General features: G+C 47.2%; 26 protein-coding genes, 1 riboswitch and 1 other annotated feature. Of the genes, 12 read left to right on the top strand and 14 right to left on the bottom strand.

What is annotated here, in order from left to right; translation table 11 throughout:
• Positions 1–37: 37 nt before the first annotated feature.
• The gene (locus ABDB91_RS17915) at positions 38–526 is read right to left on the bottom strand and encodes a flavodoxin family protein (protein ID WP_347489062.1); all 489 of its coding nucleotides are present in this window, start codon (positions 524–526) and stop codon (positions 38–40) included.
• 173 nt (positions 527–699) lie between these two features.
• On the bottom strand, positions 700–1,512 hold the full coding sequence (locus ABDB91_RS17910; protein ID WP_347489061.1) for a methyltransferase domain-containing protein: 813 nt from the start codon (positions 1,510–1,512) through the stop codon (positions 700–702).
• Positions 1,513–2,235: 723 nt separating this feature from the next.
• Between ABDB91_RS17910 and ABDB91_RS17905 the strand changes: the two genes are divergently transcribed.
• Positions 2,236–3,174, top strand: coding sequence for a hypothetical protein (locus tag ABDB91_RS17905; RefSeq protein WP_347489059.1), 939 nt, complete (start codon positions 2,236–2,238; stop codon positions 3,172–3,174).
• 27 nt (positions 3,175–3,201) lie between these two features.
• Here ABDB91_RS17905 and ABDB91_RS17900 read toward each other — a convergent pair whose 3' ends face one another.
• The 4 genes from ABDB91_RS17900 to ABDB91_RS17885 are packed head-to-tail and all read right to left on the bottom strand — an operon-like array spanning position 3,202 to position 4,448.
• Complete coding sequence (locus ABDB91_RS17900) at positions 3,202–3,402, bottom strand: Uma2 family endonuclease (protein ID WP_347489057.1); 201 nt, start codon at positions 3,400–3,402, stop codon at positions 3,202–3,204.
• Positions 3,380–3,664: a hypothetical protein gene (locus ABDB91_RS17895; protein ID WP_347489056.1), complete on the bottom strand. Its 285-nt coding sequence runs from the start codon at positions 3,662–3,664 to the stop codon at positions 3,380–3,382. The genes ABDB91_RS17900 and ABDB91_RS17895 overlap by 23 nt, the downstream gene beginning before the upstream one ends.
• A complete protein-coding gene (locus ABDB91_RS17890; protein WP_347489055.1) occupies positions 3,661–4,263 on the bottom strand; it encodes a hypothetical protein in 603 nt (200 codons plus the stop codon). Before ABDB91_RS17890 ends, ABDB91_RS17895 begins: the two co-directional genes overlap by 4 nt.
• Entirely contained in the window at positions 4,263–4,448 is a 186-nt protein-coding gene (locus tag ABDB91_RS17885) for a hypothetical protein (protein WP_347489053.1), read from the bottom strand. The genes ABDB91_RS17890 and ABDB91_RS17885 overlap by 1 nt, the downstream gene beginning before the upstream one ends.
• A 211-nt stretch (positions 4,449–4,659) precedes the next feature.
• Here ABDB91_RS17885 and ABDB91_RS17880 point away from each other — a divergent pair, with 211 nt between their 5' ends.
• Together ABDB91_RS17880 and ABDB91_RS17875 are read left to right on the top strand one after the other, a co-directional pair.
• The gene (locus tag ABDB91_RS17880; protein ID WP_347489051.1) at positions 4,660–5,448 is read left to right on the top strand and encodes a Fic family protein; all 789 of its coding nucleotides are present in this window, start codon (positions 4,660–4,662) and stop codon (positions 5,446–5,448) included.
• 124 nt (positions 5,449–5,572) lie between these two features.
• Complete coding sequence (locus ABDB91_RS17875; RefSeq protein ID WP_347489049.1) at positions 5,573–5,893, top strand: rhodanese-like domain-containing protein; 321 nt, start codon at positions 5,573–5,575, stop codon at positions 5,891–5,893.
• A gap of 111 nt (positions 5,894–6,004) precedes the next feature.
• Here ABDB91_RS17875 and ABDB91_RS17870 read toward each other — a convergent pair whose 3' ends face one another.
• The 4 genes from ABDB91_RS17870 to ABDB91_RS17855 all read right to left on the bottom strand — a co-directional run bounded on the left by ABDB91_RS17870 (position 6,005) and on the right by ABDB91_RS17855 (position 10,333).
• Complete coding sequence (locus ABDB91_RS17870; protein WP_347489048.1) at positions 6,005–8,278, bottom strand: tetratricopeptide repeat protein; 2,274 nt, start codon at positions 8,276–8,278, stop codon at positions 6,005–6,007.
• The gene (locus ABDB91_RS17865) at positions 8,275–8,646 is read right to left on the bottom strand and encodes a hypothetical protein (protein WP_347489046.1); all 372 of its coding nucleotides are present in this window, start codon (positions 8,644–8,646) and stop codon (positions 8,275–8,277) included. The genes ABDB91_RS17870 and ABDB91_RS17865 overlap by 4 nt, the downstream gene beginning before the upstream one ends.
• The gene (locus ABDB91_RS17860) at positions 8,636–9,163 is read right to left on the bottom strand and encodes a sigma-70 family RNA polymerase sigma factor (protein WP_347489045.1); all 528 of its coding nucleotides are present in this window, start codon (positions 9,161–9,163) and stop codon (positions 8,636–8,638) included. Before ABDB91_RS17860 ends, ABDB91_RS17865 begins: the two co-directional genes overlap by 11 nt.
• Positions 9,164–9,871: 708 nt before the next feature.
• Complete coding sequence (locus tag ABDB91_RS17855; protein ID WP_347489044.1) at positions 9,872–10,333, bottom strand: hypothetical protein; 462 nt, start codon at positions 10,331–10,333, stop codon at positions 9,872–9,874.
• Between the two features lie 460 nt (positions 10,334–10,793).
• Between ABDB91_RS17855 and ABDB91_RS17850 the strand changes: the two genes are divergently transcribed.
• The 8 genes from ABDB91_RS17850 (at position 10,794) to ABDB91_RS17815 (ending at position 20,518) form a co-directional block, all read left to right on the top strand.
• Complete coding sequence (locus tag ABDB91_RS17850) at positions 10,794–11,213, top strand: MarR family transcriptional regulator (protein ID WP_347489043.1); 420 nt, start codon at positions 10,794–10,796, stop codon at positions 11,211–11,213.
• A 32-nt stretch (positions 11,214–11,245) separates the two neighbouring features.
• A complete protein-coding gene (locus ABDB91_RS17845; RefSeq protein ID WP_347489042.1) occupies positions 11,246–13,168 on the top strand; it encodes a heavy metal translocating P-type ATPase in 1,923 nt (640 codons plus the stop codon).
• Positions 13,169–13,273: 105 nt separating this feature from the next.
• Positions 13,274–13,532 (top strand) — a binding site (T-box leader).
• A 602-nt stretch (positions 13,533–14,134) separates the two neighbouring features.
• The gene (locus ABDB91_RS17840) at positions 14,135–15,331 is read left to right on the top strand and encodes an ABC transporter substrate-binding protein (RefSeq protein ID WP_347489041.1); all 1,197 of its coding nucleotides are present in this window, start codon (positions 14,135–14,137) and stop codon (positions 15,329–15,331) included.
• Positions 15,332–15,431: 100 nt separating this feature from the next.
• Positions 15,432–16,307: a branched-chain amino acid ABC transporter permease gene (locus ABDB91_RS17835; RefSeq protein WP_347489040.1), complete on the top strand. Its 876-nt coding sequence runs from the start codon at positions 15,432–15,434 to the stop codon at positions 16,305–16,307.
• 114 nt (positions 16,308–16,421) lie between these two features.
• Positions 16,422–17,426: a branched-chain amino acid ABC transporter permease gene (locus ABDB91_RS17830; RefSeq protein ID WP_347489038.1), complete on the top strand. Its 1,005-nt coding sequence runs from the start codon at positions 16,422–16,424 to the stop codon at positions 17,424–17,426.
• 76 nt (positions 17,427–17,502) lie between these two features.
• Entirely contained in the window at positions 17,503–18,270 is a 768-nt protein-coding gene (locus ABDB91_RS17825) for an ABC transporter ATP-binding protein (RefSeq protein ID WP_347489037.1), read from the top strand.
• Positions 18,263–19,018 carry an ABC transporter ATP-binding protein gene (locus ABDB91_RS17820; protein WP_347489036.1) on the top strand — a complete coding sequence of 252 codons (756 nt, stop codon included), beginning with the start codon at positions 18,263–18,265 and terminating at the stop codon, positions 19,016–19,018. The genes ABDB91_RS17825 and ABDB91_RS17820 overlap by 8 nt, the downstream gene beginning before the upstream one ends.
• A gap of 195 nt (positions 19,019–19,213) precedes the next feature.
• On the top strand, positions 19,214–20,518 hold the full coding sequence (locus tag ABDB91_RS17815; protein ID WP_347489035.1) for a phenylacetate--CoA ligase: 1,305 nt from the start codon (positions 19,214–19,216) through the stop codon (positions 20,516–20,518).
• 408 nt (positions 20,519–20,926) lie between these two features.
• On the opposite strand, the gene ABDB91_RS17810 is transcribed toward ABDB91_RS17815, so the two are convergent.
• The 4 genes from ABDB91_RS17810 to ABDB91_RS17795 are packed head-to-tail and all read right to left on the bottom strand — an operon-like array spanning position 20,927 to position 24,711.
• A complete protein-coding gene (locus tag ABDB91_RS17810) occupies positions 20,927–22,066 on the bottom strand; it encodes a metal ABC transporter permease (protein WP_347489033.1) in 1,140 nt (379 codons plus the stop codon).
• The gene (locus ABDB91_RS17805) at positions 22,050–22,973 is read right to left on the bottom strand and encodes a metal ABC transporter permease (RefSeq protein WP_347489032.1); all 924 of its coding nucleotides are present in this window, start codon (positions 22,971–22,973) and stop codon (positions 22,050–22,052) included. Before ABDB91_RS17805 ends, ABDB91_RS17810 begins: the two co-directional genes overlap by 17 nt.
• 3 nt (positions 22,974–22,976) lie before the next feature.
• The gene (locus ABDB91_RS17800) at positions 22,977–23,738 is read right to left on the bottom strand and encodes a metal ABC transporter ATP-binding protein (protein WP_347489030.1); all 762 of its coding nucleotides are present in this window, start codon (positions 23,736–23,738) and stop codon (positions 22,977–22,979) included.
• A gap of 16 nt (positions 23,739–23,754) precedes the next feature.
• Positions 23,755–24,711 carry a zinc ABC transporter substrate-binding protein gene (locus ABDB91_RS17795; RefSeq protein ID WP_347489029.1) on the bottom strand — a complete coding sequence of 319 codons (957 nt, stop codon included), beginning with the start codon at positions 24,709–24,711 and terminating at the stop codon, positions 23,755–23,757.
• A gap of 206 nt (positions 24,712–24,917) precedes the next feature.
• Between ABDB91_RS17795 and ABDB91_RS17790 the strand changes: the two genes are divergently transcribed.
• Entirely contained in the window at positions 24,918–25,412 is a 495-nt protein-coding gene (locus ABDB91_RS17790; protein ID WP_347489028.1) for an iron dependent repressor, metal binding and dimerization domain protein, read from the top strand.
• Between the two features lie 87 nt (positions 25,413–25,499).
• Positions 25,500–25,707, top strand: a riboswitch (cobalamin riboswitch).
• Positions 25,708–25,724: the final 17 nt, after the last annotated feature.

Here is a 25,724-nt window from a genome sequence, read left to right as displayed (position 1 = left end):
GCCCAATTACCTTTGCATCCCCGCGTTTTTTTGAGGGCTATGCGCCGAACAGTTCAACCGTTTTTTGGGCGATGCGTTGCCCGAATATATGGCACATGCTTTCACCCTGTTCGTAATGCCCTTGTATCGCCACCGCTCCCAGGTGGATGTACGGGCGACCGCAGCCGGTGCCGCTGGAATAAACCAGCATCCCTTTGGTGACCATATGGTCGATAACGGTGGAAAGGGCTGTGTGGGCGCCTCCCTGCAAACCGTTGGCCGTGGCAAAAACCGCTCCCAGCTTGCCTTCCAGGTGATAAGCATGGGATTGGTCGAACCATTTTTTTAACTGCCAGCAAGTGTTGGCAAAATAGGTCGGGGTACCGAAAACTACGGCTTTGCTTTCATTCAGGAATTCATCATCAATTGCGTCCAGGGGGAACAGCCCCACCTCTGCTCCGGGCACGGTTTCCATGCCTGATTTAACTACCTCCGCCATTTTTCGCGTGTTGCCTGTTTGGCTGAAATACAGGATCGAAATTTTCATTGACCTTCAGTCCACTCCTTTCGTTCTGCCGGTCCCGCTGATTTCAGCGGGTTCCCGTTTAACTTCTTATATTATATTTGCCTATACCGCAATTTTATCCACGGCGGCGTCCGCTGTTATCTTTTCACAGGGAAAGGGACAACAGCAGAGTCCGATTGACTAACTGCCATAAATTAAACATGCCAGTACAATGTGGCGGTTTTTGTATCCATTACGGCGTTTATCAGGCCATCTTGCGCAATGGAGTGCAGATAATCTCTGATTTTGGTTTCCTGCTCCGGCGCAAGGTCGTGCATCGATTTGATACGGTTGATATAAATATTGGCCCCCTTTTCCAAGGGTTGTTTGCTTTCGAAACATTTATGATTGTATTCAATCATTGGATAACGTTCCTCCATAAAGAGCAATGCAAACGCATTGAGTATGTCGCTGTCTCCCAGCTGGAACTTTCCGCTAATACCGGTGATTTTAAGAATCTCATCATATACCGTGTCGGAGCGTTTTACAGGCTTAACTATTGCACACCATCCGCGGCTGCAGTCGGAGAACTTTCTAAAGGTTTCGTAGCTTTGGATTGCGGGGGTCATGTGCGCGAATACGAGATCAAACTTTCTCTTGAAGGCTTCTTTTTTAATGTCGAACTTGTGCCAGTCGACAATATCAAATCGGACATTGCCGACATGCAAATCGGCAGCCCTGCGATTTGCGGCTTCGATCATCTGCGGGGAAAGATCAAGCCCTGTTACGTTTTTCGCCCGGGACGCAATGGCAATGGCATATCCCCCCGTGCCGCAGCCTACGTCCAATACCTCTGTATTTTCGTTAAGCATTTGTTTTATTTCGAGTAATTGTAAAAAATTGTCCTTTGTGAAAGAAGGGATTGGTCGTTCGCCAAAGCCTTCCGACATGGAGTTCCACCACTCAATGGCGGCTTGCTTGTTTTTGGTTTTAAGATCCCATCCTTTTAAAATATCGGATATATCCATGTGTGTGCCTCCTCAAAATTATTTTTGTATTTGTACACTAATTTAATGCGTAACAAGTCGGCAAGAGCACCTTTGCAGGAGCCGGGTGGGGGAATATAAAAAATAAAAAAGCTAAGACACAGCTGCGATTGCAACTGCATTTTAGCCTTCATGGCAAAATTACAAATATTGATAATTGTCTTGCAATATAAATTGCAAATCAACATAGCATTCATTTTTCATGCGGACCCATACCTGAATGAAGCGTCTCTAACGGACATATTCCACCATAAATATAGCATTATCCATATTTGATGTCAACATAAGGTGGGAACGTATTGTTGTTCTGTGATAATGTCATTTTGCATGTTTGGTGTCAATGATTTGGGAAATTTGAGAGAAGCAAGCTTGAATTTAAAGGGAACCATTGGTTTAATTTTTGCCTTTCTTGGATGGAACCAAATAGCTGCTGGTTCGTCTATAAATTAAAAATACAAATTAAAAAAATTTTACATAAGCTTAAAAGGCTTAAAAGTAATCGGTAGCGTTTTAGTTTAATGGTGGCATCCAACTATTGCGTATAGCCAATATATTACCGCTGTGTTGGAATATTGTTAGGGGTTGGTAAAAATAAGCAGGCACTATCTGAATTTAATAATGGCAATATGTTTTTTGGTTTTATTTGGCTGTCAGAACGGCGCCCAAACCAGTGAGACTCCAATACAAAAGCACCAGCAACCAGTTATGTTTGTTGCACCGTCCACAGCTATTGCTCGGGATTTTAGCAATGATGTTTACACCATCAGCGCCGATGGCCATGATTTAAAACAATTGACCGGCACAGGGGATATCGGCATCGCTTATTTCTCTCCTGATGCAAATAAAATTTTATATAACGTTATTTATGATGGAGCCGCTTTTCACTGGTATTTAATGAACTCGGACGGGCAAAACCAGCGGCGGTTAACAGACGAGCCCATAGCGGCTAATGTTAAATGGGCGCCGGCTCAGGATTTGATTATATATGACAATTTTAACCCATCAACTAATGAAAGAAATTTAATCTTACATAATACTGAAACCGGTGCTCAAAAAGAAATACCGGCATTGCTTAAATTATCCGACTATACCATTGCGCCGGATGGCCGGATCTGGTGTCTCATCGAAAGGGATGGTGGTGATGGTTACGAACTTATAGCCCAACAAGCGGACAATACGATCCAGCAAGCGAGCGACAAGAAAAAATGGGGAAAAACCATAGCACAATTGGATTTACCGGATACCGTACGGTTTGCCGGCTGGTCACCTGATGGTAAACACCTTTTGTTGAATAGCTATGAGAACGAAAGATATTACTTGTGGCTTATGGAAGGGCCAGGCTTTGAAAAAGGACAAATCAAGCCGCCGTATCGCTGGCACAGTGGGGGTTCCCCCGTTTGGAACAGCGATGGCTCGCAAATGGCTTTTATAGACGAGGAGGGCATTTGGACAGCTGAACCCGGCCAAACACCATCCCTTTTCTGGTCCGGGAAAAACATCGCCGAACTTTTGCAGTGGGTTGGTGACGAGGTGGTTTTCAAAATGAGTAATAGAATTAGTAATAATAGCATTGAGATAACCGTTGCCAAAACCGATGGTGAGCATCAGACAGTGTTGGCAACTATTTCACCACCATCTCCCTGATGGGAGCCATTTGTTTACACACAATATTTAATCTTCATAAGAGATTAGCCCGGTGAAAATATCTTTTAAATTAATTTTCAAACCGGTTAGAAGTGGGGAATGTAATGCCGCTTTGTTGTCATATGTGCCGTCAATTAGCCAGTATTTTTCACCATGGGTTAGTATTTCAACTGTTTCGATTTCGGGATCGACCAGCCAATATTCTTTAACTCCATGAGTATAATACATTTTGCTTGCTTTGGAAAGCGCGCACCTTTTCAAAACGGTTGCCGCCATTAATATTGACAATCTCCCGTAAGTACTTGTGAAAATCATTCTTGCTCAAGACACTTTTCGCACTGTTATGGTAGCTTTCCAAGTTGCTGATCAGCAAATTGATATCCGCCGGTTTCTCCGTCTCTCCGTCACTGTTGTATCGTAGAGAATAGCTGTTTACCTTCAGCAGTTTAATCGCTCCGGAGACATCGTCATGATAAAGAAATGCCATCACCGGGCCGAGATCCCGGGTTTTTCCTTTAGTTCCTTGATATAGGCATTAACAGCCTCAGGGTATTTCTTTTCTATGACCAGTTTATCTCTGGGGGATATAGGGGTAGTTCCCTGTACTTGAATAGACGGATAGTCCCCATTAAGCTGCAGTACATAGCCCTCACTGTCAGAGATGGATCTTTCTTCACGATCCACGGCTTCTATTGCGAAGAAAATTTTTGCCCCTGGATAAAAGCTGCCCAGGATTGCCGAGGGATCGAGTCCGTCCCCATCACTCCAATCCACAAAATTCGGCTCCCGCAGTGCCAATCCTTGAGGATTAAACAGATAGGAATTCCCTTTCAGGTCCGAACGGTAAACCCGGGATACATATCCATGGTCCAGTGCTAGTGTAATGAGGAGATGATAAGCTTCCGCCCGGGGAACTTCTTCCCACACGATCTTCAGCTTTTCACCCGGGCTAAAGGTCTGCTTTCCGGTAGGCTCCAGGATATTTACCTTTGATTGGAATACATATTGCAATTGTTCAGTTTTTCCTGCTTCAACTGTGAATGCTTCCAGCCCCTTAAATTTTCCCAGTCCCGCTAAATCTCCAGGCACTAGCCCCAGGACAATAAAGTATCTGTCGGAACCACCCTGTCAAATTCAAATTTCCCTTGGGCGTCTGTCTTGTATTCAAGCCCCTCGAAGTCGCTTATACAGCCGTCATATTCTTTTTCATTTATCAGATAAACCAAAACATTGGGCATCGGAGCAAGATGTTTCAATACATCATTGTATTCCATTATTAAACACCCCTTTAGTTAAGTGAAGTTTTTTGAGTATTCTTTTTGTAGACCGGTTATTCCTGCTTAAAGCCGGCAGGTAAAAACATTGCAGGGGGGATAAGCCATTCGGTTACTGACCGAAAGATGCGCATTTTTGTTGCAACGCCGTTGGTTCCCCGCCTGAATTTACTAAAAAAATGGTATAATGTTAATAGAAAGGAGAATTCGTTTGGAACAATACAGCCGGGTTATCGTGCTGTGGCAGTCATATAAAATACTGTCCGCCACCGATCTTGATAAATATCTTGACAGCTTCCGTATCCTGTTCGCTTTCCATTCCGGAAAGATAGAGAACGGGGATATCACCTACCATGATACCAGGGAAATATTTGAAAACGGCAGGGTGGTAGGTTACACAGGAAGTCCCCGTGCCCTGTTTGAACAGCAGAATCAGAAGCTGTGCTATGAGTTTTTAAAGAAAAAAATTCTGAAAAAGGACCCTCTTGACATAGAATTGGTTAAGGAGATGCACAGGGTTCTCACCGGCGGGACATACGATGAGCGCAGGTATATTGGCAATGAGGAGCGGCCGGGTGAATTTAAAAAACACGATTATGTAACCGGAGTCCACGATGTTGGCTCCGCCGCGGAAGATGTGGAAAACGACCTGGCGGAGCTGATTGCTGAGTTAAACACGTATGAGGGCGGGGATGTTTTGAAAGCCGCCGCCTACTTACACGCGAGATTTGAGTATATCCATCCCTTCGCGGACGGTAACGGACGTGTCGGCAGGACGCTTATGAATTACTATCTCATGACACACGGCCACCCGCCCCTTATTGTCTATGACGAGGATAAGCGGCTGTATTACCGGTGCCTGCAAAAGTATGACGAAGCCGAGGAATTAAGCCACCTGTATGAGTTTTTTAAGTATGAAACGGAAAAAACATGGGCAAAGGCGCTGACTCTCGCAGGCGGTATGAAGCCGGACCACAAGGGCCTGGCGGATTTTACTTAAAGCATAAAGGAGTATCAATTAGCTGTGGCCAAAGAAAAAACTGAGACCAGGTCTTATTCCAGTCCCCTGCGCGACCGCCGGAAGGAGACCACCCGGAACCTCATTATGGAGGCTGTTGCCTCTCTTGTGGCGGAAGGCCGCGGCAGTAATCCGCCATTTAGCCGGCAACCAGGGCTGGTCGCCCCTGCGCCGGCGGTTCGGGCTCAATACCGCGGATACCGCGGTATTGAGCACCCCGCAGGAGTTTGCGGAAGGGTACATACCGAGTGCGCTTAATGTTGAGGTAACTCAGTTACCCCAGGAGGTGGACGAGCTGACCCAATACCTGGGAAAGCCAGTGGTGACCGTCCGTAGAAGCGCGGTACGCTCCGCTTATGCGGCCCTGTTCCTGCGAGGCTACGGCTTTCCCCTTTTAATATACCATATCTTATATTGCGTATTTTAATACGTACTCATCAGATGACCCCAGCTATCTGTTCTTTGTAGCGTTTTATGAGTAACATATGTTTGCCCCCATGCTTAATAAGGTTTCTGATTTTAAAAAACAATGAATTTTTCACCTTCTATCCTTAGCCAGCTCTCCCAATACTATGACAAGCACATCCTTATCCCCTAAAGATGCAATTTTGCTTTGGAAAGCGCGCACTTTTTCAAAACGGTTGCTGCCGTCAATATTGATAATCTCCCGTAAGTACTTGTGAAAGTCATCTCTGTTCAAGACACTTTTCGCACCGTTATGATAGCTTTCCAAATTGCTGATCAGCAAATTTATATCCGCCGGTTTTTCCGTTTCTCCATCACTGTTGTATCGTATTCTCTGAGAATAGCTGTTTTCCTTTAGTAGTTTAATAGCTCCAGAGATATTATCATGATAAAGAAATGCCATCACCGGGCCGAGATCCTGGAATTCTCTCTCTTTATTCAGATATGTCCGGTAATAGTCCAGAGCCTTTTCCGCCTGGCCTGTTTTTAAATAGAGTTTCCCCATATGATGGTCCCAGAAAATACTTTTGCTCATCTCATCGGCAATTTCCTCATAAAGCTTTATGGCTATCTGATAATTGCCTGCCTGATCATGGGCCCCGGCTGCCTCCTCCACTAAAAACTTATCCCGTTTAATTTGCAGCAGTTGTTCGTAATATCCTACAGCCTTTCGGAGATCAGAAGTTCCTTTCGTCCAGCCATAATTATAAAGACGGGCCAGTGAAAGTAAGGCGTGGGGATTCCGGGGTTTTTCTTTTAGTTCCTTGATATAGGCATTAACAGCCTCAGGGTATTTCCTTTCCATGACCAGTTTATCTCCGGGAGATATAGGGGTAGTCCCCTGTACTTGAATAGACGGATAGTTTCCATTAAGCTGCAGTACATAGCCCTCACTGTCAGAGATGGAACTTCCCTCACGATCCACAGCTTCTATTGCGAAGAAAATTTTTGCCCCTTGATAGAAGCCGCCCAGAATTGCCGAGGGAACGAGTACGTCCCCATCACTCCTATTCACAAAATTCAGCTCCCGCAGTGCCAATCCTTGAGGATTAAACAGATAAGAATTTCCTTTCAGGTCCGAACGGTAAACCCGGGATACATATCCATTGTCCAGTTCCAATGTAATGAGGAGATGATAAGCTTCCGCCTGAGGAACTTCTTCCCACACGATCTTCAACTTTTCACCCGGGCTAAAGGTTTGCTCCCCGGTAGGTTCCAGGATATTTACCTTCGATTGGAATACATATTTCAGCTCCTGAGTTTTTCCTGCTTCAACTGTAAATTCCTCCAGCTCCTTAAATTTTCCCAATCCTGCTAAATCTCCAGGCACTAACTCCAGGACAATAAAGTATCTGCCGGGAACCACTCTGTCAAATTCAAATTTCCCTTGGGCGTCTGTCTTGTATTCAAGCCCCTCAAATTCGCTTATACAGCCATCATATTCTTTTTCATTTATCAGATAAACCAAAACATTGGGCATCGGAGTATTCTCTCGTAAAATTTCCCCTTTGACTTTGCCACTCTGAACCTCCCCACCTGTCTCCATGGAGCGGATGATCTCCAATCTGGACTCACTGTGCCGGTACACCGGCTGTTGACTAAGAGTGGCATTAATATTCTCTTCCTTTTCCGGTCTAAGTCTATTCCACCTTTCTTCCGCTTGTGCTAAAGCATCACGGTAACACTCTTTCGCCTGACCGTAATCCCCGAGACGGAAAAGAACATCACCTTTCCAGGAAAGGAATTCTCCATGATACAGATCCGGATACTTTCTTAAATTTTGTTCAATCAAAGAAAGGGCCTTCTCCAATTTACCTGCTTCCAAATACATATCAACCAGTTTCACGTTGATTTCCGCAATTCTAAAGCCTGGGTCTGCTTCTTCAAAACCATGTGCCGCAATAAGGTAATGTTTTTCCGCCTCCTGGTAATTACTCTGAAAATGGTAAAACTCAGCTAATTTTTCAAAAATATTGTATTTCCACAGCGCTTCTTTTTGGGCTGCCGCTACCTTCTGAAGACAATAAATTACTTCTTTGGGGGGAACAGAGATATATTCTTCGGCCCCACCAGTAATAAACCCCGGCCCAATTATCACCCGTTCTTCCCTCTGCAAGAAACTATCAGTCAAAGCATAAGCCTGCCAACGGGCTTCTACCGTGCCCGGGAAGAAACGGATCAACCGTTCCCTTAAAACAACGACTTTATCCTGGTTACCCGCCTGTTCATATTCTTTTATTACAAAAGCCATCAGCTTGGGGGTGGCAAAATATCCGGTTGCCAAAATTAATCCCAGGATAACTGTCAGGATAACCAATGTTCTATTGGTCACTGAAATCCTTTTCATAGGCGAATAACTCCTTTCCCCTCTTCCAAATCTACACTAAGCTGTTGTACTGCCCCAAAGGGAATACCATCATCACGAAGAATTATCTTCTCCCTCATCTGATGCTTAACTAGATCCTTATTGGAAATGTAAAAGAAGGTTTTGGTATATAAGGCGGTAGCAAAAAACAAGACAATCACGCAAAAGGATACTGCCTTGAGGGAAAAAGATACCGACCTGTTCCACCACCCCTCCATATACCCAAACTGTTTATCTTTAAATATTACCTGTTTTACTTTGTCCCTTGCTTCAGGGGAAAAATAGATGTCTTTTGTTTCTTCCTCCAGACAGCTCTTGATCCGGGTTTTCAAAATATCTTTATCTTCCATCCGCGAAAACCTCCTTACGCAGGGTATTCTCCAAAGCTTTTCTTCCCCTGGAGAGTTTGCTTTTCACAGTTCCTTCCGGCTGTCGCAAAACCCGGGCGATCTCAGGGACCTTTAGTTCTTCGAAATAATGCAGAATGATCACTTCCCGGTAGATCAGGGGCAATTGCATAATAGAAGACCGTATCTTTTTATGCATATCCTTCCTGACCACTTTTTCCTCCGGGGATTCCGTTAACCCATCTTCTTTCTCTTCAATTTTTAAGGGTCTGAAACTAATCTTTGCTTTACGGCTTAAATGATTTCTGCTCAAATTAAGGGCAATTCTATAAAGCCAAGTATAGGCGGAAGAATCACCTCGGAAGGAGTTAACGCTATTGAAAACTCTGACGAAAACTTCCTGTGTAATCTCTTCAGCAACATGATAGTCGTTTACGATCAGATAGACTACCCGGATGATCTTGTCTCCGTAAAGCCTCATCCACTCATCGACTTTTTGCCAGCTGGAGTTTACCAACATCCCCTCTCCTTCCCACATTCTTTAGACCAATAAAGATTGGTAAGGGTTGCATAATTAAAAAAAATATTTTAAAAATGGAAAAGGGCACAAGGGAACAATTTGGCATCTGATCGTTCCTTTTTTTTAGAATTAGTATAGGGGATTGGCTATGGGAAGCTATGGATGGCCAGGCATGCTAACATATTTTACCGGGACCGAAGTGCCGCACTAAAAAAAGCAAACTATTTCCTCCTTCAGCGTTACATAGGCTCTCGGCATTCGCCGAGTTAAATGCCACAAGGCTTTGCTTGAACCATCAATATTAAGTTGGTTATTTTTTTAACAGAAGCCGTTAGGCTTCTTTGGCATGCTTTTTTTAGATTGGTTATTTGTATACTAATTTAATGCGTAACAAGTCGGCAAGAGCACCTTTGCAGGAGCCGGGTGGGGGAATATAAAAAATAAAAGGGCCAAGACACAGCTGCGATTGCAACTGCATTTTAGCCTTCATGGCAAAATTACAAATATTGACAATTGTCCTGCAATATAAATTACAAATCAACATAGCGTTCATTTTTCATACGGGTCCGTACCTGAATGAAGCGTTTCTAACGGATATATTCCATCGTAGATATAGCATTATCTATATTTGATGTCAACATAAGGTGGGAACGTATTGTCGTTCTGTGATAATGTCATTTTGCTCCAGTTGCTTTATTTAAGTTAAGGCTACTTGATTCGTTTTAAAATAAATTCTTCGTGTTTCCTGACTTGGGCTTCTATACGGGTTAGTTGTTCAGTATTTTGTTTGTGGCCTTCAAGGAGGGTGTTGATTTTGGGTTCGATTTCGTTTTCGACACGTACTGCCAGCTTGGTTAACTTGGTGTCAATTCCGTTTGTGTTGGATTTTACGGCCATTACTTCTGTTGCTAGTATGTCTTGGGATTTTTCGAACCTGTCCATACGGGTTTCCGTACGAGTTTGGCCTTTTTCAAGATTGCCAATGCGTGTTTCCATACGGACTTGGCCTTCCTCAAGGTTACCAATGCGTGTTTCCATACGGACTTGGCCTTCTTTTAGGGCTTGGAGTTCGTCAGTAATGGTTTCAAACCGTTGGTCAATGGCCTGAAACTGTTTGTTCATGACTTGGAATTGCTGGAGCACTAATTCTTGGAATTTATCGTTATCCATGATTATCCGCTCCTTTCGCTTGAAGATATGATGTGCTTACGGGTATACAGTAGCCCAATGCCTTGAACAGATTTCGGCATTCCGGCCGGTAAAATGCTGGCTGTGTCCGAACAACAGCAACAGTAAAATTCCATTAGATAATTTTAGCATATAATCAGGAAAATGTAACGGCTCGGCAGGTTTAGAAAAAAGCCGAACGGAGGGGTGTGGAGCTTTGTAGGTCCTTTAATCAAAGGACCGGGCTGTTATTTTAATTAGACGGTTGGGTGAAGATAGAGTCGCTTTTGCCCGGACAGACATTTCCCGGAACTGTACGAGGGGACAACGGAATTGCCTGAAGCGTATTTTTTTGTGTTTTAAAAAGATTTGATTGTCAAACTAATTTACATGTGTTATCATAATATTTGAAAATCAAACCATAATATTTTCTTACAATAATAAAATCAAAGGAGTTGTGAACATGAAATTTGTTGAAGAAATAACCGATGAACTGTTGTATTTTTTTAACGGCTTTACTTCCTGGGAGAGTTCGGTAATACGCAGCAGCGACCTGTCGGTTTCCGAGGCCCACGCTATTGAAGTGCTGGGGCAGTACGGGCAAATGAACATGAAGAGTCTGGCTCAAAAATTGGGTGTAACCACTGGAACCACCACGGTAACGGTGGACAGGCTGGAGAAAAAGGACTATGCCAGGCGGGAATTAAGCAGTGAGGACAGGCGGGTGAACCTAATTGTTTTGACGGACAAGGGTATGCAAGCATTTAAGGAACATCACCAATACCATCTTTGCTTGACTGAACAAATGCTTTCCCCTCTTTCCGATGCTGAAATCGAACAAATGCTTAATATTCTCAAAAAAATTAATGCCGAAACTTTTTGATGCTTTTGCATTGCTGAAAGGGGAGTAACCAGATGATCGGCAGATATGCTGGTGTTAATAAATACCGCGAATTACTGCAAATGAAAGAGTTTTATATGGTGCTGTCGGGCAGTTTGCTTATTATAACCGGTTATTGGCTTGGTGAAGGGGATTATCCGGTTCCGGCCGATATATTATCGCTGCTGGCCTTGGCGGTTCTGGGGGGGCCGATTATTGCAGGGGCGCTTAAAGGGCTGCTGAAAAGAGAGCTTAATGTTGATGAATTGGTCAGTCTGGCTATGATGGCCTCGGTGTTGATTGGGGAGTATTTGTCTGCGGCGGCGGTGGCCCTGGTTATGGTTTTGGGCTCATTAATGGAAGAGTTTACGGCTCAAAAAGCACGTTCCGCCATTGATGCTTTGATTCGGCTAAATCCCGAGCAAGCCACTGTAATTCGGGACGATGCCGAGGTTTTGGTGCCGGTGCGGGAAATTCGGTTGGGAGATATGGCGATAATTCGCCCGGGGGAAAAAATACCTGTTGACGGCAGGGTCATCCGCGGCAGTGCGTCTATTAATCAGGCTTCCCTAACCGGGGAGTCTTTGCCCGTGGATAAGTTAACGGGGGATGATGTTTATGCGGGATCTGTCAGCTATTCCGGAATGATAGTGGTGGAAGTAAGCAAGGTAGGCGGGGAGACGACCCTGGGGAAACTGATTCAGTTGGTCCGGGATGCTGAAAGTCAAAAAGCGCCTGCCCTGCGGGTTACGGATCATTACGCTAAATACTTTACCCCCTTTATTATAGCTATTAGTTTTGCTGTTTATTTTTTTACCGGGGATTTGCACCGGGCTATTACAGTGCTTATCGTAGGCTGCCCCTGCGCCTTCATTATGTCGGCCCCCACGGCTATCGTAGCGGCATTGGGCAATGCTTCCAAAAACGGTATGCTGGTTAAAGGAGGCGTATTTTTAGAGGAACTTGCCGGGGTTGATGCCGTTGTTTTTGATAAGACCGGCACCTTAACCGCCGGGAACATGGCGATTAGCGGTATTAAACCTTTAAACGGGGTTGCGGAGGATTATGTTCTCTCCGTGGCGGCTGCGGCGGAAAAATATTCGGAACATCCTCTGGCCCGGGCCGTACTGAAGGCTGTAGAGCAAAGAGGGCTTGTTGCGGCTGAGCCGAAATCATTTAATAACATTCCCGGCTTGGGTGTGGAAGCAGTGGTTGACGGTAAAAAAGTCGTTGTGGGTTCTTTAAGGTCCGAACAGAAGTCGGCGGAAGGGGTTTTAAATGCAGCAAATATTAACCCGGGGGTTAAAACTCTTGTGGTAACGGAGAACAATTCAGTGATCGGGGAAATATATATTATAGACAGTATACGCCCCGGGGTCAAAGGGCTAATTAAAGCTTTGCGGGAATCCGGCCTTAAGAAAATCCAAATGCTGACCGGTGACGGTGTTGAAGTGGCGGCTCATGTCGCCGGGGCATGCGGAATAGAGGAGTACCGGGCCGAGCTTTTGCCCGAGCAAAAGCTTAAGCATATTAAAGAGCTTCAGAAATCCGGCTATAAGGTAGCTATGGTTGGTGACGGTATCAACGACGCCCCGTCTTTGGCCGCTGCGGATATTGGCATAGCCATGGGTGTCATGGGGACGGATGTGGCTATGGAAGCGGCGGATGTCGCTTTGATGGGGGATAATCTGGACAGGCTGCCGTATCTTTTGCGGTTGGCCTGTTCCACTATGAAAACTATTAATTATAATATTGCTTTTGCCGTATTATTTAACTTACTTGCTCTGCTGGCCTCAGGAGCCGGTTTATTAACTCCGGTAATGGGGGCGGTCGCTCATAATATCGGGTCGATACTGGTAGTGTTAAACTCGGCCCGGCTGATAAAGTTTCAAACAGGGAAACGGGATATAGCCGCACCGGGAGTGATGGTAAAACCTTGGCAGCACAGCAGAGGATAAATGTATCGTTGAATTATCTGTAAAAACATTTTTAAATATTGTCAGACAACAAAAAAACTATTGACCTGTGGTGGGAATATGCTAGAATATATAGAAAGTAATCTGTTAAAAGTAATGAAGGGGAAAAGTAGACGGAAAACAGCTTTGCAGGGAGGAAGCGCCATGGACTGCGAGCGTTTCTAAGGTATGATTCGTTGAAGTTCTCCCCCGAACTGCCGGGTTGAAACCAATTGTAAGTAGGCTCGGACGGAAACTTCCACCGTTAAAAGGAAGGGGGTATAAGGAATATTTCCCGTACCCTGCTATGGAGTGGGTCTTTTAAGACCAACAAGGGTGGTACCGCGAACTACTTTTCGTCCCTTCGAGGATGAGAAGTTTTTTTATTTATGGACGCCTTTAAGCAGGGGGGTATTTTCCCGTACCTTTGGAGAGGGTTATTTATAATAACCAATTGGGGTGGTACCGCGGAAGGCCACAGCTTTCGTCCCTGCGAAAGCTGTGGCCTTTTTATTTTATTTTAGAAATCTATTCTCGGCTATATATGGCCGGAGTAGAGGAACGAAGTGCTGAAAATGGCGCATGTAAACTGCTGAAAGGAAACTGATTGAACGTGTATTGATTAGTTGGTGCGGAGGTGATAAATAAATACGTTTTCCGGGAGCAGATATTGCTTGACGGCAAATGTTTATTATCTATCCTGAAAAAGCTTGGTTATTTTGTTCCGGTATATTTTGCAACTGTTATTGCGAGCGCAGCGAAGCAATCCGGACCCCGAAGAGGGTCCGCCAAAGAAATGCGGGCTGCGAAGCGGAGATTGCTTCGTCGCTTCGCTTCTCGCAATGACGGATTTTAAACGGCACAGATTTTATGCATAGCAATGACGGACTTAAACTATATTTGTATTTTTTGGGGCGACGCGTTGGAGCGGTATGGTTATCTATTTAAATTTCCAAGGGGGGAAACCGGTTGAAAAAAACTATAAACTTAAAAAGCTTTAATATAGTGCTGGCTGCAGTTCTAGTTCTAGGTATATTGACGAGCGGGTGTGCTTCCGATAAAGATTCCGCAGGTCAGCAAGGCGCGGATGGGAAAGAGGCTTATAAAATAGGGGCTGTTCTTGAAGTCAGCGGTAATTCTTCATCACTCGGTGTGCCGGAGCGGGATACTTTACAGATGCTGGTTGATAATTTAAACGCCGCTGGCGGTATTGACGGTCATCCGGTGGACTTAACTATTCTGGACTGCAAAAGCGACGAAACCGAGGCGGTGCTGGCAGTTAAAACTTTAATTGAGAAAGATGTTCTGGCTGTACTAGGCTGTGCATCCAGCGGTCCGTCAATGGCCATGATAAATACGGTGCAAAAAGAAAAAGTGCCCATGATATCAATGGCGGCGGCCAGCAGTATAGTTGAACCGGTTTCCGATCGTCACTGGGTTTTTAAAACCGCCCAGAGTGATATAGTAACGGTCAGCAATATTATTAGTTATCTGCAGGAAAAAGGTTTAACCAAAGTGGCTTTCCTATATATGAACAATGCCTACGGTGACGGGGGCAAAAAGGCATTCACCGCGGCGGCCGAAGAAAACAACATCGAAGTTGTGGTTGAAGAAAAGTTCGAGGCCAGTGATAAAGACATGACTCCGCAGTTAACCAGGGTCAAGGCCAGCCGGGCGCAGGCCACGGTGGTCTGGGCCATTCCGCCTTCGGCTTCGATACTAACTAAAAATTACAGGGATTTGGGAATTGCCGCTCCGCTTATACACAGTCACGGCGTGGGCAACCAAAAATTCATTGAGCTGGCCGGGAGTGCGGCCGACGGGGTAATCCTGCCCATTGGCAAGTTGACCGTGGCGCGGCAAATCCCGGACAGCGATCCGCAAAAAACGGTGCTCCAAGGCTATATAGATGATTTTACCGGTAAGTATAATAATATGCCTGATTCCTTCGGAGGCTACGCCTGGGATGCCTTTTATCTGCTGGTTAACGCTATTGAAAAAGCCGGCCCCGACCGCGCGGCCGTTCGGGATGCGCTTGAGCACACGCAGGGATTTATCGGTATATCGGGTGTCTTTAATATATCTCCCGGGGACCATAACGGCCTGGATAAAGAATCCATGGTCATGGTGCAAGTTGAAGACGGCCGGTGGAAGCTATTGGACTAAACTATATTTTCATTTATAGTGCTGCGTTTAAAGACATGGCTGTCAATTAAAGGAATAATCACAGTGAAATCAATGAATTAATGGGGTGTTAGCTTTGCATATGTCGGATCAGCTCCTGCAGCTTTTGTTCACCGGGCTCACTCTGGGAAGCATATATGCTTTAATTGCTCTGGCGCTGGTAACCACCTTTAATCTAACCGGTGTTTTAAACCTGGCCCAGGGTGAGTTTGTAGCCATCGGAGCTTTGCTGGCTATCAGTATATATTCATCCGGAATGCCTATGCCGGCTGCTTTTGCCATAACGGTGCTGCTGGTGGCTGTGCTGGGGGGGGTGCTTGAACGGTCGGCCATCCACACGGCGCGCCGGGCGTCGGGGCTTACCTTGATTATTATTACCATTGGGTTGGCCATTTCTCTGCGCGGCCTGGCACTTTTAGCCTGGGGTACCGAGACATATTCATTGCCCGCCTTTTCCGGGGGCGGTCCCCTGTTTATTCAGGGGGCTGCCATAACTCCCCAGAGCTTGTGGGTTTTCGGGCTTGTCGCGGTAACCCTGGCCGGTTTGTACGCCTTTTTTGAGCTTACCTACTGGGGTAAAGCAGTCAAGGCATCTATGATCAACCGCACGGCGGCCCGGCTGGTGGGTATCAATCCCAATACCGTATCTTTCCTGGCCTTCGTAACCAGCGGGGCACTGGGCGCGGCGGCGGGAATATTCATCGCGCCAATTACTATGACTACCTATGATATGGGTTTTATGCTCGGAGTAAAGGGGTTCGTGGCCGCGATTATCGGAGGCTTGGGTAATGTCGGCGGCGCTGTGCTGGGGGGGCTGCTGCTTGGCGTTTTAGAATCCTACAGTGCCGGGCTGATTTCCTCCGGCTCCAAGGATGCCATCACCATAATCATTTTGCTGGCTGTTCTATTAATTAAGCCCGAGGGCATCATTGGTTCTTTCAGGCAGCGCAAAATTTAAGTTTAAGATAAATTCTGCAGTCCACAAGCGAATAATGGCGTTCATATGGAATAAAAGTTTTACAGCGTTATATTGGCGCTCTTGCCGACGCAGCCCAAAAGAGGTGAAGTGAATATGCGGGATAAAAGTAAAAAATATTTCTGGCCGGTGGCCGCACTGCTTTTTTTAACCGTTCCTTTGTTCATTGAAAGCAATTACATTCTCAGCACTCTTATTATCATTGGCATTTACGCCATTCTCGTACAGGGACTGGGCATTTTAATGGGCTATGCCGGGCAGGTATCCTTCGGCCACGCCGCCTTTTTCGGCTTGGGGGCTTACACGGCAGCCATCCTGACCACACGCTTTAATTGGTATACAATTCCGGCTCTGGTGGCTGCGGCGTTATTGCCGGGTATAGTTGCCGCCATAATCGGGCGGCCAACACTTAAACTGCGTGAACTGTATCTTGCCATGGCCACCCTTGGCTTTGGTATACTGGTACATATAGCTTTTAACGAGGGCGGGGAGTTAACCGGTGGCCCGTCCGGATTGTCCGGGATTCCCTACTTTTCTTTGGGAGGATTGACCTTTGACAGTGACGTTAAGTTCTTTTATCTGGTTTGGACTACTTTATTTCTGCTTTTAATCGGCGTAAGCAACCTGGTGCGCTCGCGGGTGGGCAGAGCGCTGCGCGCGATAAGTGAAAGTGAACATGCCGCGGAGAATGCCGGTATAGACACGGCCGGGCTAAAACTGCAATCCTTTATATTCAGTGCCCTGCTGGCCGGTTTGGCCGGTGGACTTTACGCGTTTTATATAACTTTTATCAGTCCGTCGCCTTTTAGCTTTCATGCTTCGGTGCAGTTTGTACTGATGGCTGTCGTGGGCGGGCTGGGTACTCTCATTGGACCTTTGCTCGGGGCGGCGTTGGTGGTCACTCTGGGCGAGGTGCTGCGCTGGGCGATCCCATTGGCAATTCCCGGGGCGGGCGGGGAATATCAAATTATCTTTTTTGGCTTGATATTGGTCATATTGATGGTCTTTCAGCCCGGGGGGCTTGGCGCGTTGGGCAAATTGCTTGCATCTTCAAAAAAACTGCCCGACAGGGGCGCCGGTGCGAAGGTATCGGAGGGTTAGGTCTTTGGTATATCTTATATTGGCGCCGGTTTAAGTGCCGGTGTGGTGGTAGTAAGCCGGAAAGGGGGCGGACGAATTGCTTTTAAACGTAAGCGGTATAACAAAATCTTTCGGCGGTATTACCGCGGCTGTGAATGTTGGGTTTGGGGTAAGCGAGGGAAGTATTTCTGCCTTGATCGGTCCGAACGGCGCAGGCAAGACTACTATTTTCAACCTGATTACCGGTACGCTAAAGCCTGAAAAGGGCGCCATCAGTTTAGACGGTAAACATTTGGTGGGCCTCAAACCATACCAAATTGCTGAAGCCGGCGTGACCAGGACATTTCAAAATCTGCAGTTGTTCGGTGATATGACCGTGCTGGAAAATGTGATTACCGGCGCTTATTTAAAAGGTGGAACGGGCTTTATTAAATCTTTATTCTGCCGGCCCGGCAAAAGCAGAGAGGACCGGATGATTAAAGATGAAGCTACTAATCTGCTGGAGGAAGTCGGACTTGGGGAGGCCGCCGGTTTATCCGCGGCGACGCTGCCTTTCGGGCAGCAAAGGCTTTTGGAAATAGCCAGGGCGCTGGCTTCCGGTCCCCGCCTGCTATTGCTTGATGAACCGGCGGCCGGGCTAAACAGCGCGGAAACCAAAGTGCTGGCGGCCTATTTAAAGAGGCTCCGGGAAAAAGGCCTGACTATGATGCTTATAGAGCACGACATGGATACGGTTATGGAAGTGGCCGACCATGTTGTGGTATTGAATTTTGGTGAAGTAATTGCGGAAGGGACGCCACATGAGATTCAGGCCAACCCGGAAGTAATTAAAGCTTATCTCGGGGAGGATGATCGGGTTGCTTAAAATAAAGGGGCTGAATGTATATCACGGTCACGTGCAAGCGGTTCGGGATCTTTCCCTGCATGTGGAAAAGGGTGAACTGCTGGCCATTATCGGTGTTAACGGAGCCGGTAAAAGCACACTGCTGGAAACGCTGGCGGGTTTGCACAGGCCTGCCGGGGGAGATATATACCTAAAAGGAAAATCCATTGCCGGAAAGCCGCCCGAATATATCGTCAGGCGGGGCATCAGCCTGGTGCCTGAGCGGAGGGAAATTTTCCATTCCCTGACCGTGCTGGATAATCTGATGCTGGGCGCTTATCACCGGTACCGCAGTGATAAAAAAGCAATTGCCGGTGATATTGGCGAGATACTGGAGCTCTTTCCGGCGCTTGCAGGCCGGGAACGAGATTACGCGGGAGGGTTAAGCGGTGGCCTGCAGCAAATGCTTGCTATAGGCAGGGGCCTGATGGCCCGCCCCGAACTATTGCTCCTGGATGAACCATCCATCGGCCTGGCGCCCCTGGTGGTGCGTGAAATAATGGCTTCCCTGACCCGGCTCAAAGATGCCGGTGTCACTATTATCCTGGTGGAACAAAATACGCAATACGCGGTAAAAATGGCTGACCATGTTCTGGTTATGGAACGGGGCCGGATTACCCTCAGCGGCAGTTCGGAGGAGATAATGTCCGACTCGCAGGTGCAACAGGCTTACCTCGGCCGCTCTATAAGGAAGCAGGGGGACGGTTCTCTTGCCTCCCTCTGCGTTTGAAGCAAGGGGATAGTTCTCTTGCTTTGTTTCGCGCTTTTACGACCAAATTAGCAAATGTTCTTTAAAATTTATCTTTTACACAAGATACTTGGAGAAAGTTAAACAGGAAAATGGCGGGCGGGAGAAGAATTATTTTGCGTTGGCACATTCAAGGCCTGCGTTACCCGCGTTTACTTAATAAAATAAAGGGGAGAAATGATCATGTACTGGAACCGCGAATACGAAACCATGTCCCGCGATGAATTGGCTGAATTACAGCTAAAAAGACTGCGGGCCTCCGTGGCAAGAACCTACCAAAATGTGCCGTTTTACAGGCAATCTTTTGCGAAAAAAGGTGTGACGCCTGATGACTTGCGCTCTCTGGATGACCTGCGCAAACTGCCTTTTACCATAAAGCATGATTTGCGGGACAATTATCCGTTTGGCCTTTTTGCCGTACCTCGGGAAGAAGTGGTGCGGCTGCACGCTTCATCCGGCACAACCGGTAAGCCGATCGTCGTGGGCTATACCCAAAATGATATACATACCTGGTCGGACCTAATAGCCAGAGCGCTGGTTATGGCCGGAGGCACTAAAAGTGATGTAGTGCAAGTTGGCTATGGATACGGACTCTTTACCGGGGGATTGGGAGCCCATTACGGCGCCGAACGGCTGGGAGCCACGGTGGTTCCCGCCTCAGGCGGCAACACCGGCAGGCAGCTCATGTTAATGCAGGATTTCGGCACTACCATGTTGGCCTGTACGCCTTCTTACGCCTTATATCTTGCTGAAGAGGGCGCGAACCGGGGGATTGACTTTACCAAGCTTCCTTTAAAGGCGGGGGTTTTTGGGGCTGAACCGTGGTCGGAACGCATGAGGCAGCAGCTGGAGCAAAAGCTTGATATTATTGCGCTGGATATTTACGGGCTCAGTGAAGTAATGGGGCCCGGGGTAGCCATGGAATGTCAAGCCCAACAAGGTATGCACATTTTTGAAGATCATTTCATTGCCGAGGTGATTGACCCTGAAACTGAGGAACCTCTTCCCTATGGTAAGCCGGGTGAACTGGTGATCACATCATTAACCAAGGAAGCCTTCCCGGTGATTCGCTACCGAACCAGGGACATAACGGTCCTTAATCCGGAACCCTGCCCGTGCGGGCGCACCCATGTGCGTATGCAGCGGGTAACCGGCCGTACCGATGATATGTTAATTATCAGGGGAGTCAATGTATTCCCGTCCCAAATTGAAAGCGTGCTGTTGGAATTTGGCGAAACCGAGCCTCATTATCTGCTGGTGGTGGACCGGAAAGGCACCATGGATGACCTGGAGATCTGGGTGGAGCTGTCATCCGAGATGTTTAACGATAAGGTGCGCCAGCTGGAAAACTTGGAGCGCAGGCTTTACTCGCGAATTAACAGCGTGCTGGGTATTTCCGCGCGTATCAAGCTGGTGGAACCGCGGACTATTCCGCGCAGCGAAGGCAAAGCCAAGCGGGTCGTAGATAAGCGGGAGATTTAGCAAGTACCGCTCTGTCATTGCCATGTATAGAACATGTGATGTTTGAAAGCCCGTCATTGCTATGAATAAAACCTGCGAATGCCTGGAGTGTGTCATTGCGAGGAGCGAGCGACGTGGCAATCTCCGTTTTGCAGCCCGCATTTCTTTGCTGGAGCCGCTTTGGAGTTTGGGATTGCTTCGCTTGCGCTCGCGATGACATTAGCCGGCAATGACATATATTCGTTTATGGTGGTGCGTGCGACGCGTGATAATGGCGAGATTGTTAGCGGCGTAATTTGTATTTTAGCAAGCAGAGTGCCGGGTGGGAAGATGTACGGTCTCTGTAAGTTGTTAATGGAGTAGGTTGCAATAATAAGGAAGCAAACTATACTCCCGGCGTTCTTTGGACTCCGGGAGTATAGTTTTAATTTAAAAAATATGACCTTTGTCAAAATGTCCAAACAACTCCTCGTAATTGCGCATACTAATCTGCCTTCCTTGCCGGGTCAGCTTAATAAAATTGCCGTCAAAGCAAAGACAACCTTTTTTTTGCAAACCCAAAACAATCTTTCGGGCAAAAGCTTCACTCCAGTGCAAATGAAGCTGCTCCAGGCGGGTCCCGGCTTCCCGTGCTTTTTGATCCTCTGCTTCGCGGTTGTAAAGATGCAAAAGCAGGGTTTGCCGGGCAAATTCAGTTCTCTGCAGCTTGCGCCGGCGCAGGACACTGACCAAACCGCGCTGCGGAGCAAAAATGAAAGCCAGGCAGAAAACCACTCCGGTAACCACCGCCATACTGCCGGCAATGGAAGCGTCCAGGAAGGCTGCCGTTTGATAACCCAAAATACCGTTTACGGCCCCGGCAGTTCCGCTTAGAATCAGCATTTGTTTCAGATCATCCGTCAACAGATAAGCCGTTACCGGCGGGCCGATCATAAAGGCCACAACCAGGACCGAACCGACGGCTTCAAAAGCGCCCACGGCCGTTAGTGAGATCATGGTCATCAGGCCGTAATGCACCAGGACCGGAGAGAAACCCAAAACGGCGGCCAGCATGGGATCAAAGGTGACAAGTTTAAATTCTTTGAAAAAAACCACAATCACCAGCAAGTTTAACAGCAGAATAACGCCGCTGGTGTAAATAGCCCTGGCGCCAAGATCCATGCCGGAGACAACCAGGCGATCAAAAGGAGCAAAAGCCAGTTCGCCCAACAGTACCGCATCAGTGTCCAAATGCACCGAACCGGCGTAACGGGTAATCAGAATAATAGCCACGCTGAATAAAAGTGGGAAGACAATGCCAATAGCGGCATCCTCGGATAAAAGCCGGGTGCGGTTGAGGGTTTCCGTCAGCCAGACCGTGATAACACCCATCAGGGCGGCCCCCATGATTAAGAGGGGGGAGGAAAGGTCATTGGTCAGGAAGAAGGCCAGCACGATGCCCAGTAAGATAGTGTGGGTAATGGAATCGGACATCATGGACATCCCGCGCAGGACCAAAAAAACGCCGGGCAGGGAACAAGCAACGGCTGTAAGCGTGGCAATCAGTTGTATTTCAAATTGCGGAGACATCGGATTTACCTCCATTTGCTTTAAGCGTAAGTCTGGTTTGTCTGTGCCGGTACAGCCGGCCGACCATTCCCCGCCCCGGGGCAAACAAAAGGCTGACCAGAACGATTAGGCTGACGATAATTACAATGCAGGGACCTGTAGGCAGCTTGGGTACCAGAGAGCTGGCGATCGTGCCGGCAACGCCGGAGAGCGCTCCAAAAACGGCGGCCAGCAGTACCATCATTGCCAGTTTATCCGTCCACTGGCGTGCGGCCACAGCCGGAGCAATCAACATGGCACTCATCAGAATAACCCCTACCGTCTGCAGACCGATAATGATGGTCAGCACAATCATGAAAGAAAGCAGCAGGTTGAGTTTACGGGGCGAGAAGCCGATACTTCGGGCAAAATCGCTGTCAAAAGTAAAGAGTTTGAACTCTTTCCAGAAAATAATCACCAGAATCAGGAGAACTATGCCGCAAACCAGCATCAGGACCACGTCCCGCTGTAAAAGAGTCGCGGCCTGCCCGAAAATAAAGCGTTTTAAACCGGCTTGGTTGGAATCGGGGATCTTCTGGACATGGGTTAACAAAACCATGCCCAGTCCAAAGAACACCGACAAGACCAGAGCCAGCGCGCTATCAAATTTAATACGCGAGTGTTTAACGATTTGGATAATAAACAAGGTGGCCAGCAGCCCGGACAACAGGGCGCCGAACAAAAGAAATTCTGTATTTTTACTGCCGGTCAGGACAAAAGCCAGTACAACTCCCGGCAGTGCGGCATGGGAGACACCGTCGCCCAGGAGACTCTGCTTTCTGAGCACGGCGAAACTCCCCATAATACCGCTGATGATGCCTAAAATAGCTGAACCCAAAGCGACGGTTTGAAAGGTATAATCGGTTAATAATATTATGCATGCATCCATTGCTCATACGCCGCCTTTCAATAGTGAGCCGCTGCTGTGATACACTCTTTTTAGATTTTCTTCATGGAAGACCTCGGCGACCGGTCCGCTGGTAACTACGCGCAGATTGATCAGGGTTACCCAGTCAAAATAGTCGGCCACGGTTTGCAGGTCATGATGGACTACCACCACTGTTTTACCCTGGGCTTTAAGCTCTTTAAGCAGTAAAACAATAGCCTTTTCCGTTTGCGCATCCACGCCCTTGAACGGTTCATCCATAAAATAGATCTCGGCTTCCTGCACCAGTGCTCTGGCCAGAAAGACCCGCTGCTGCTGACCGCCGGAGAGCCGGCTGATTTGGCGGGCGGCAAACTCTTCCATGCCTACTTTTTGCAAGGTTTGTCTGGCAATTGCTACATCTTTCTTACCGGGACGTTTCACCCAGCCCAGCAGGCCGTAGCGGCCCATTAGAACCACATCCAGCACGGTGGCGGGAAAATCCCAGTCTACACTGCCGCTTTGCGGTACATAACCAATTTTGTTTTTCTTCTTGGGTGAGCCATCCGCTCTCTCCGGCAGGAAACGGATGACACCGGAAACAGAGGTAAGCAGATTGAGCATGGCTTTAATAAGGGTGGTTTTGCCGGCACCGTTGGGACCGACGATGGCCATCAGCCGGCCTTTGGGAATTTTCAGGTCAACATCCCACAAAACAGGTTTGGCATCATAGGCAACGGTTAAATCCTCTATCTCAACGACATAGTCCAGTGTTGTTTTGGTGTCCATGCAGCTACCTCCCGCTTTATTTTAAGGCATCGACGATGGTATCGATATTGGCCTTGCAAGTAAGGATATAGGTTCCGGCTCCTGAATTCTCTCCGCCCAGGGAGTCGGAATACAGCTCGCCACCGATTGCTGTATCAAAGCCCTTGGCTTTTACCGCCGCCCGCAGGGCCTCAATCGTTTTGGGGGGTACCGAGGACTCTACAAAAATGGCTTTAATCTTTCTTGTAGTGATAAAATCGGCCAGGCTGCTCACATCGGACGTACCGGCTTCGGAATCCGTGCTGATGCCTTGCAAACCTCTGACTTCAAACCCGTAGGCTTTACCAAAGTAATTAAAGGCGTCATGAGCGGTGACCAGCACCCGCTGTCCCTCCGGCACCTCCGCCGCCCGTTCCCTGATATAGTTATCCAGCTCATCCAGCTCCGTTAAGTAACGTTCAAGATTTGACAGATAGATCTCTGCATGAGCGGCATCAATTTCAGTCAGGCCTTGGGCCAGCACTCCGGCTGCATCCTGCCATAGTGTCACGTCAAACCAGATATGGGGGTCGTGGACATCGGGGTCATCTTCCGCACGCAAAAGCTTTGCTTCCTCCAGCCCATCTTCAATGCAGATGACCGCGCTGCCTTGAGTTTTAAGGGATTCGAAAATGTCACCCATTTTCCCTTCCAGGTGCAGGCCGTTATAGACTACAACATCGGCATCCTGCATCAAAGTCACGTCGCCCGCGCTGGCCTGGTAGAGATGGGGGTCGATTCCCGGTCCCATTAAGCCGTTAATCTTGACATATTCTCCGCCGATGACTTTAGTTAAATCGGCCAGCATGGTTGTGGTGGCAACTATGTTTAACCTTACCTCATCTGCCGTGGAATGCGTGGGGTTCTCCCGTTGTGTCCGGGGCTGGACACATCCCGCCGATATAAACAGTCCTGCCGCCAAAATCACCAGGATTAATTTTATTTTGGAAAACACCGTTAATCTCTCCTCACATATTTAAGGTTTCACATTTTTTATCCAATTCCAGGACTTCCGCTTATTCACTCACCTCCTTGCCGGCTCTTTTGTGATAGGGGCGGGTAAACCGTTTTCCCCTGGCTAATATATGATGCTTAAATTAAAAGTGTTACGAATATAATGGAATAGTTAATAAGGTTATTAAAAAGCAAGGAGCCGATGGTATGGGTAACGATACAGACTTGGAATTTCGGACCGTAAGGGGATATCAACTCATTAAGCAACAAGAAGGACAACTTACCCCGGCTTTGGAAGATTATTTGGAAATGGCCTACAGGCTTTGCCTGCAGCATGGCTATACACGCGTGGGTATTATTTCCGGAGAACTGCATGTCAAGCCTTCGTCCGCTTCTAAGATGATTTCCAGGCTGGTTAACCTCGGGTATTTGGCATACGACCGTCATGAAAGTATTCTTTTAACAAAGAAAGGACAGGAAAGCGGTGCTTATCTTCTTGAGCGCCATAACACGGTGGAAGAGTTTTTACAACTGATTGGCTGTGAAAATGCGCTGGAAGAAACGGAACTGATCGAGCATTCTTTAAGTCCGGCAACCGTTTGCCGGTTGAATACTTTGCTGGGATTCTTTAAAAGTGAGAGTTGTATCCGAAAAAGATATGAAGAATTAAAAAATAAGCAAAGGGGTACCGATAATTTTTAATCAATAAATTACATTTGTGGTAATGTTGACACCATGACTTAATTATGCTATGTTCATTACATTAACGGTTTAATTTAACTTAAATTGCATAAGTATGGATAAACAGGTGTTTTACCGGAAGGGTAAAACTTAAAAGGGAAGCCGGTGTAAATCCGGCGCGGTCCCCGCCACTGTAATGGGGAGAAATCTTACACAGAGTCACTGTTCAGCATTTTTGCAAAATGAGTGCGGATGGGAAGACGTAAGGTTTCCATGAACCTGAGCCAGGAGACCTGTCTGTTTGTTCGGTACCGAAAGCGCCTACGGGTAGAT

This window comes from Desulfoscipio sp. XC116, assembly GCF_039851975.1.
Classification (GTDB): Bacteria; Bacillota; Desulfotomaculia; order Desulfotomaculales; family Desulfallaceae; genus Sporotomaculum.
This window is presented reverse-complemented; position numbering and strand designations above follow the sequence as displayed.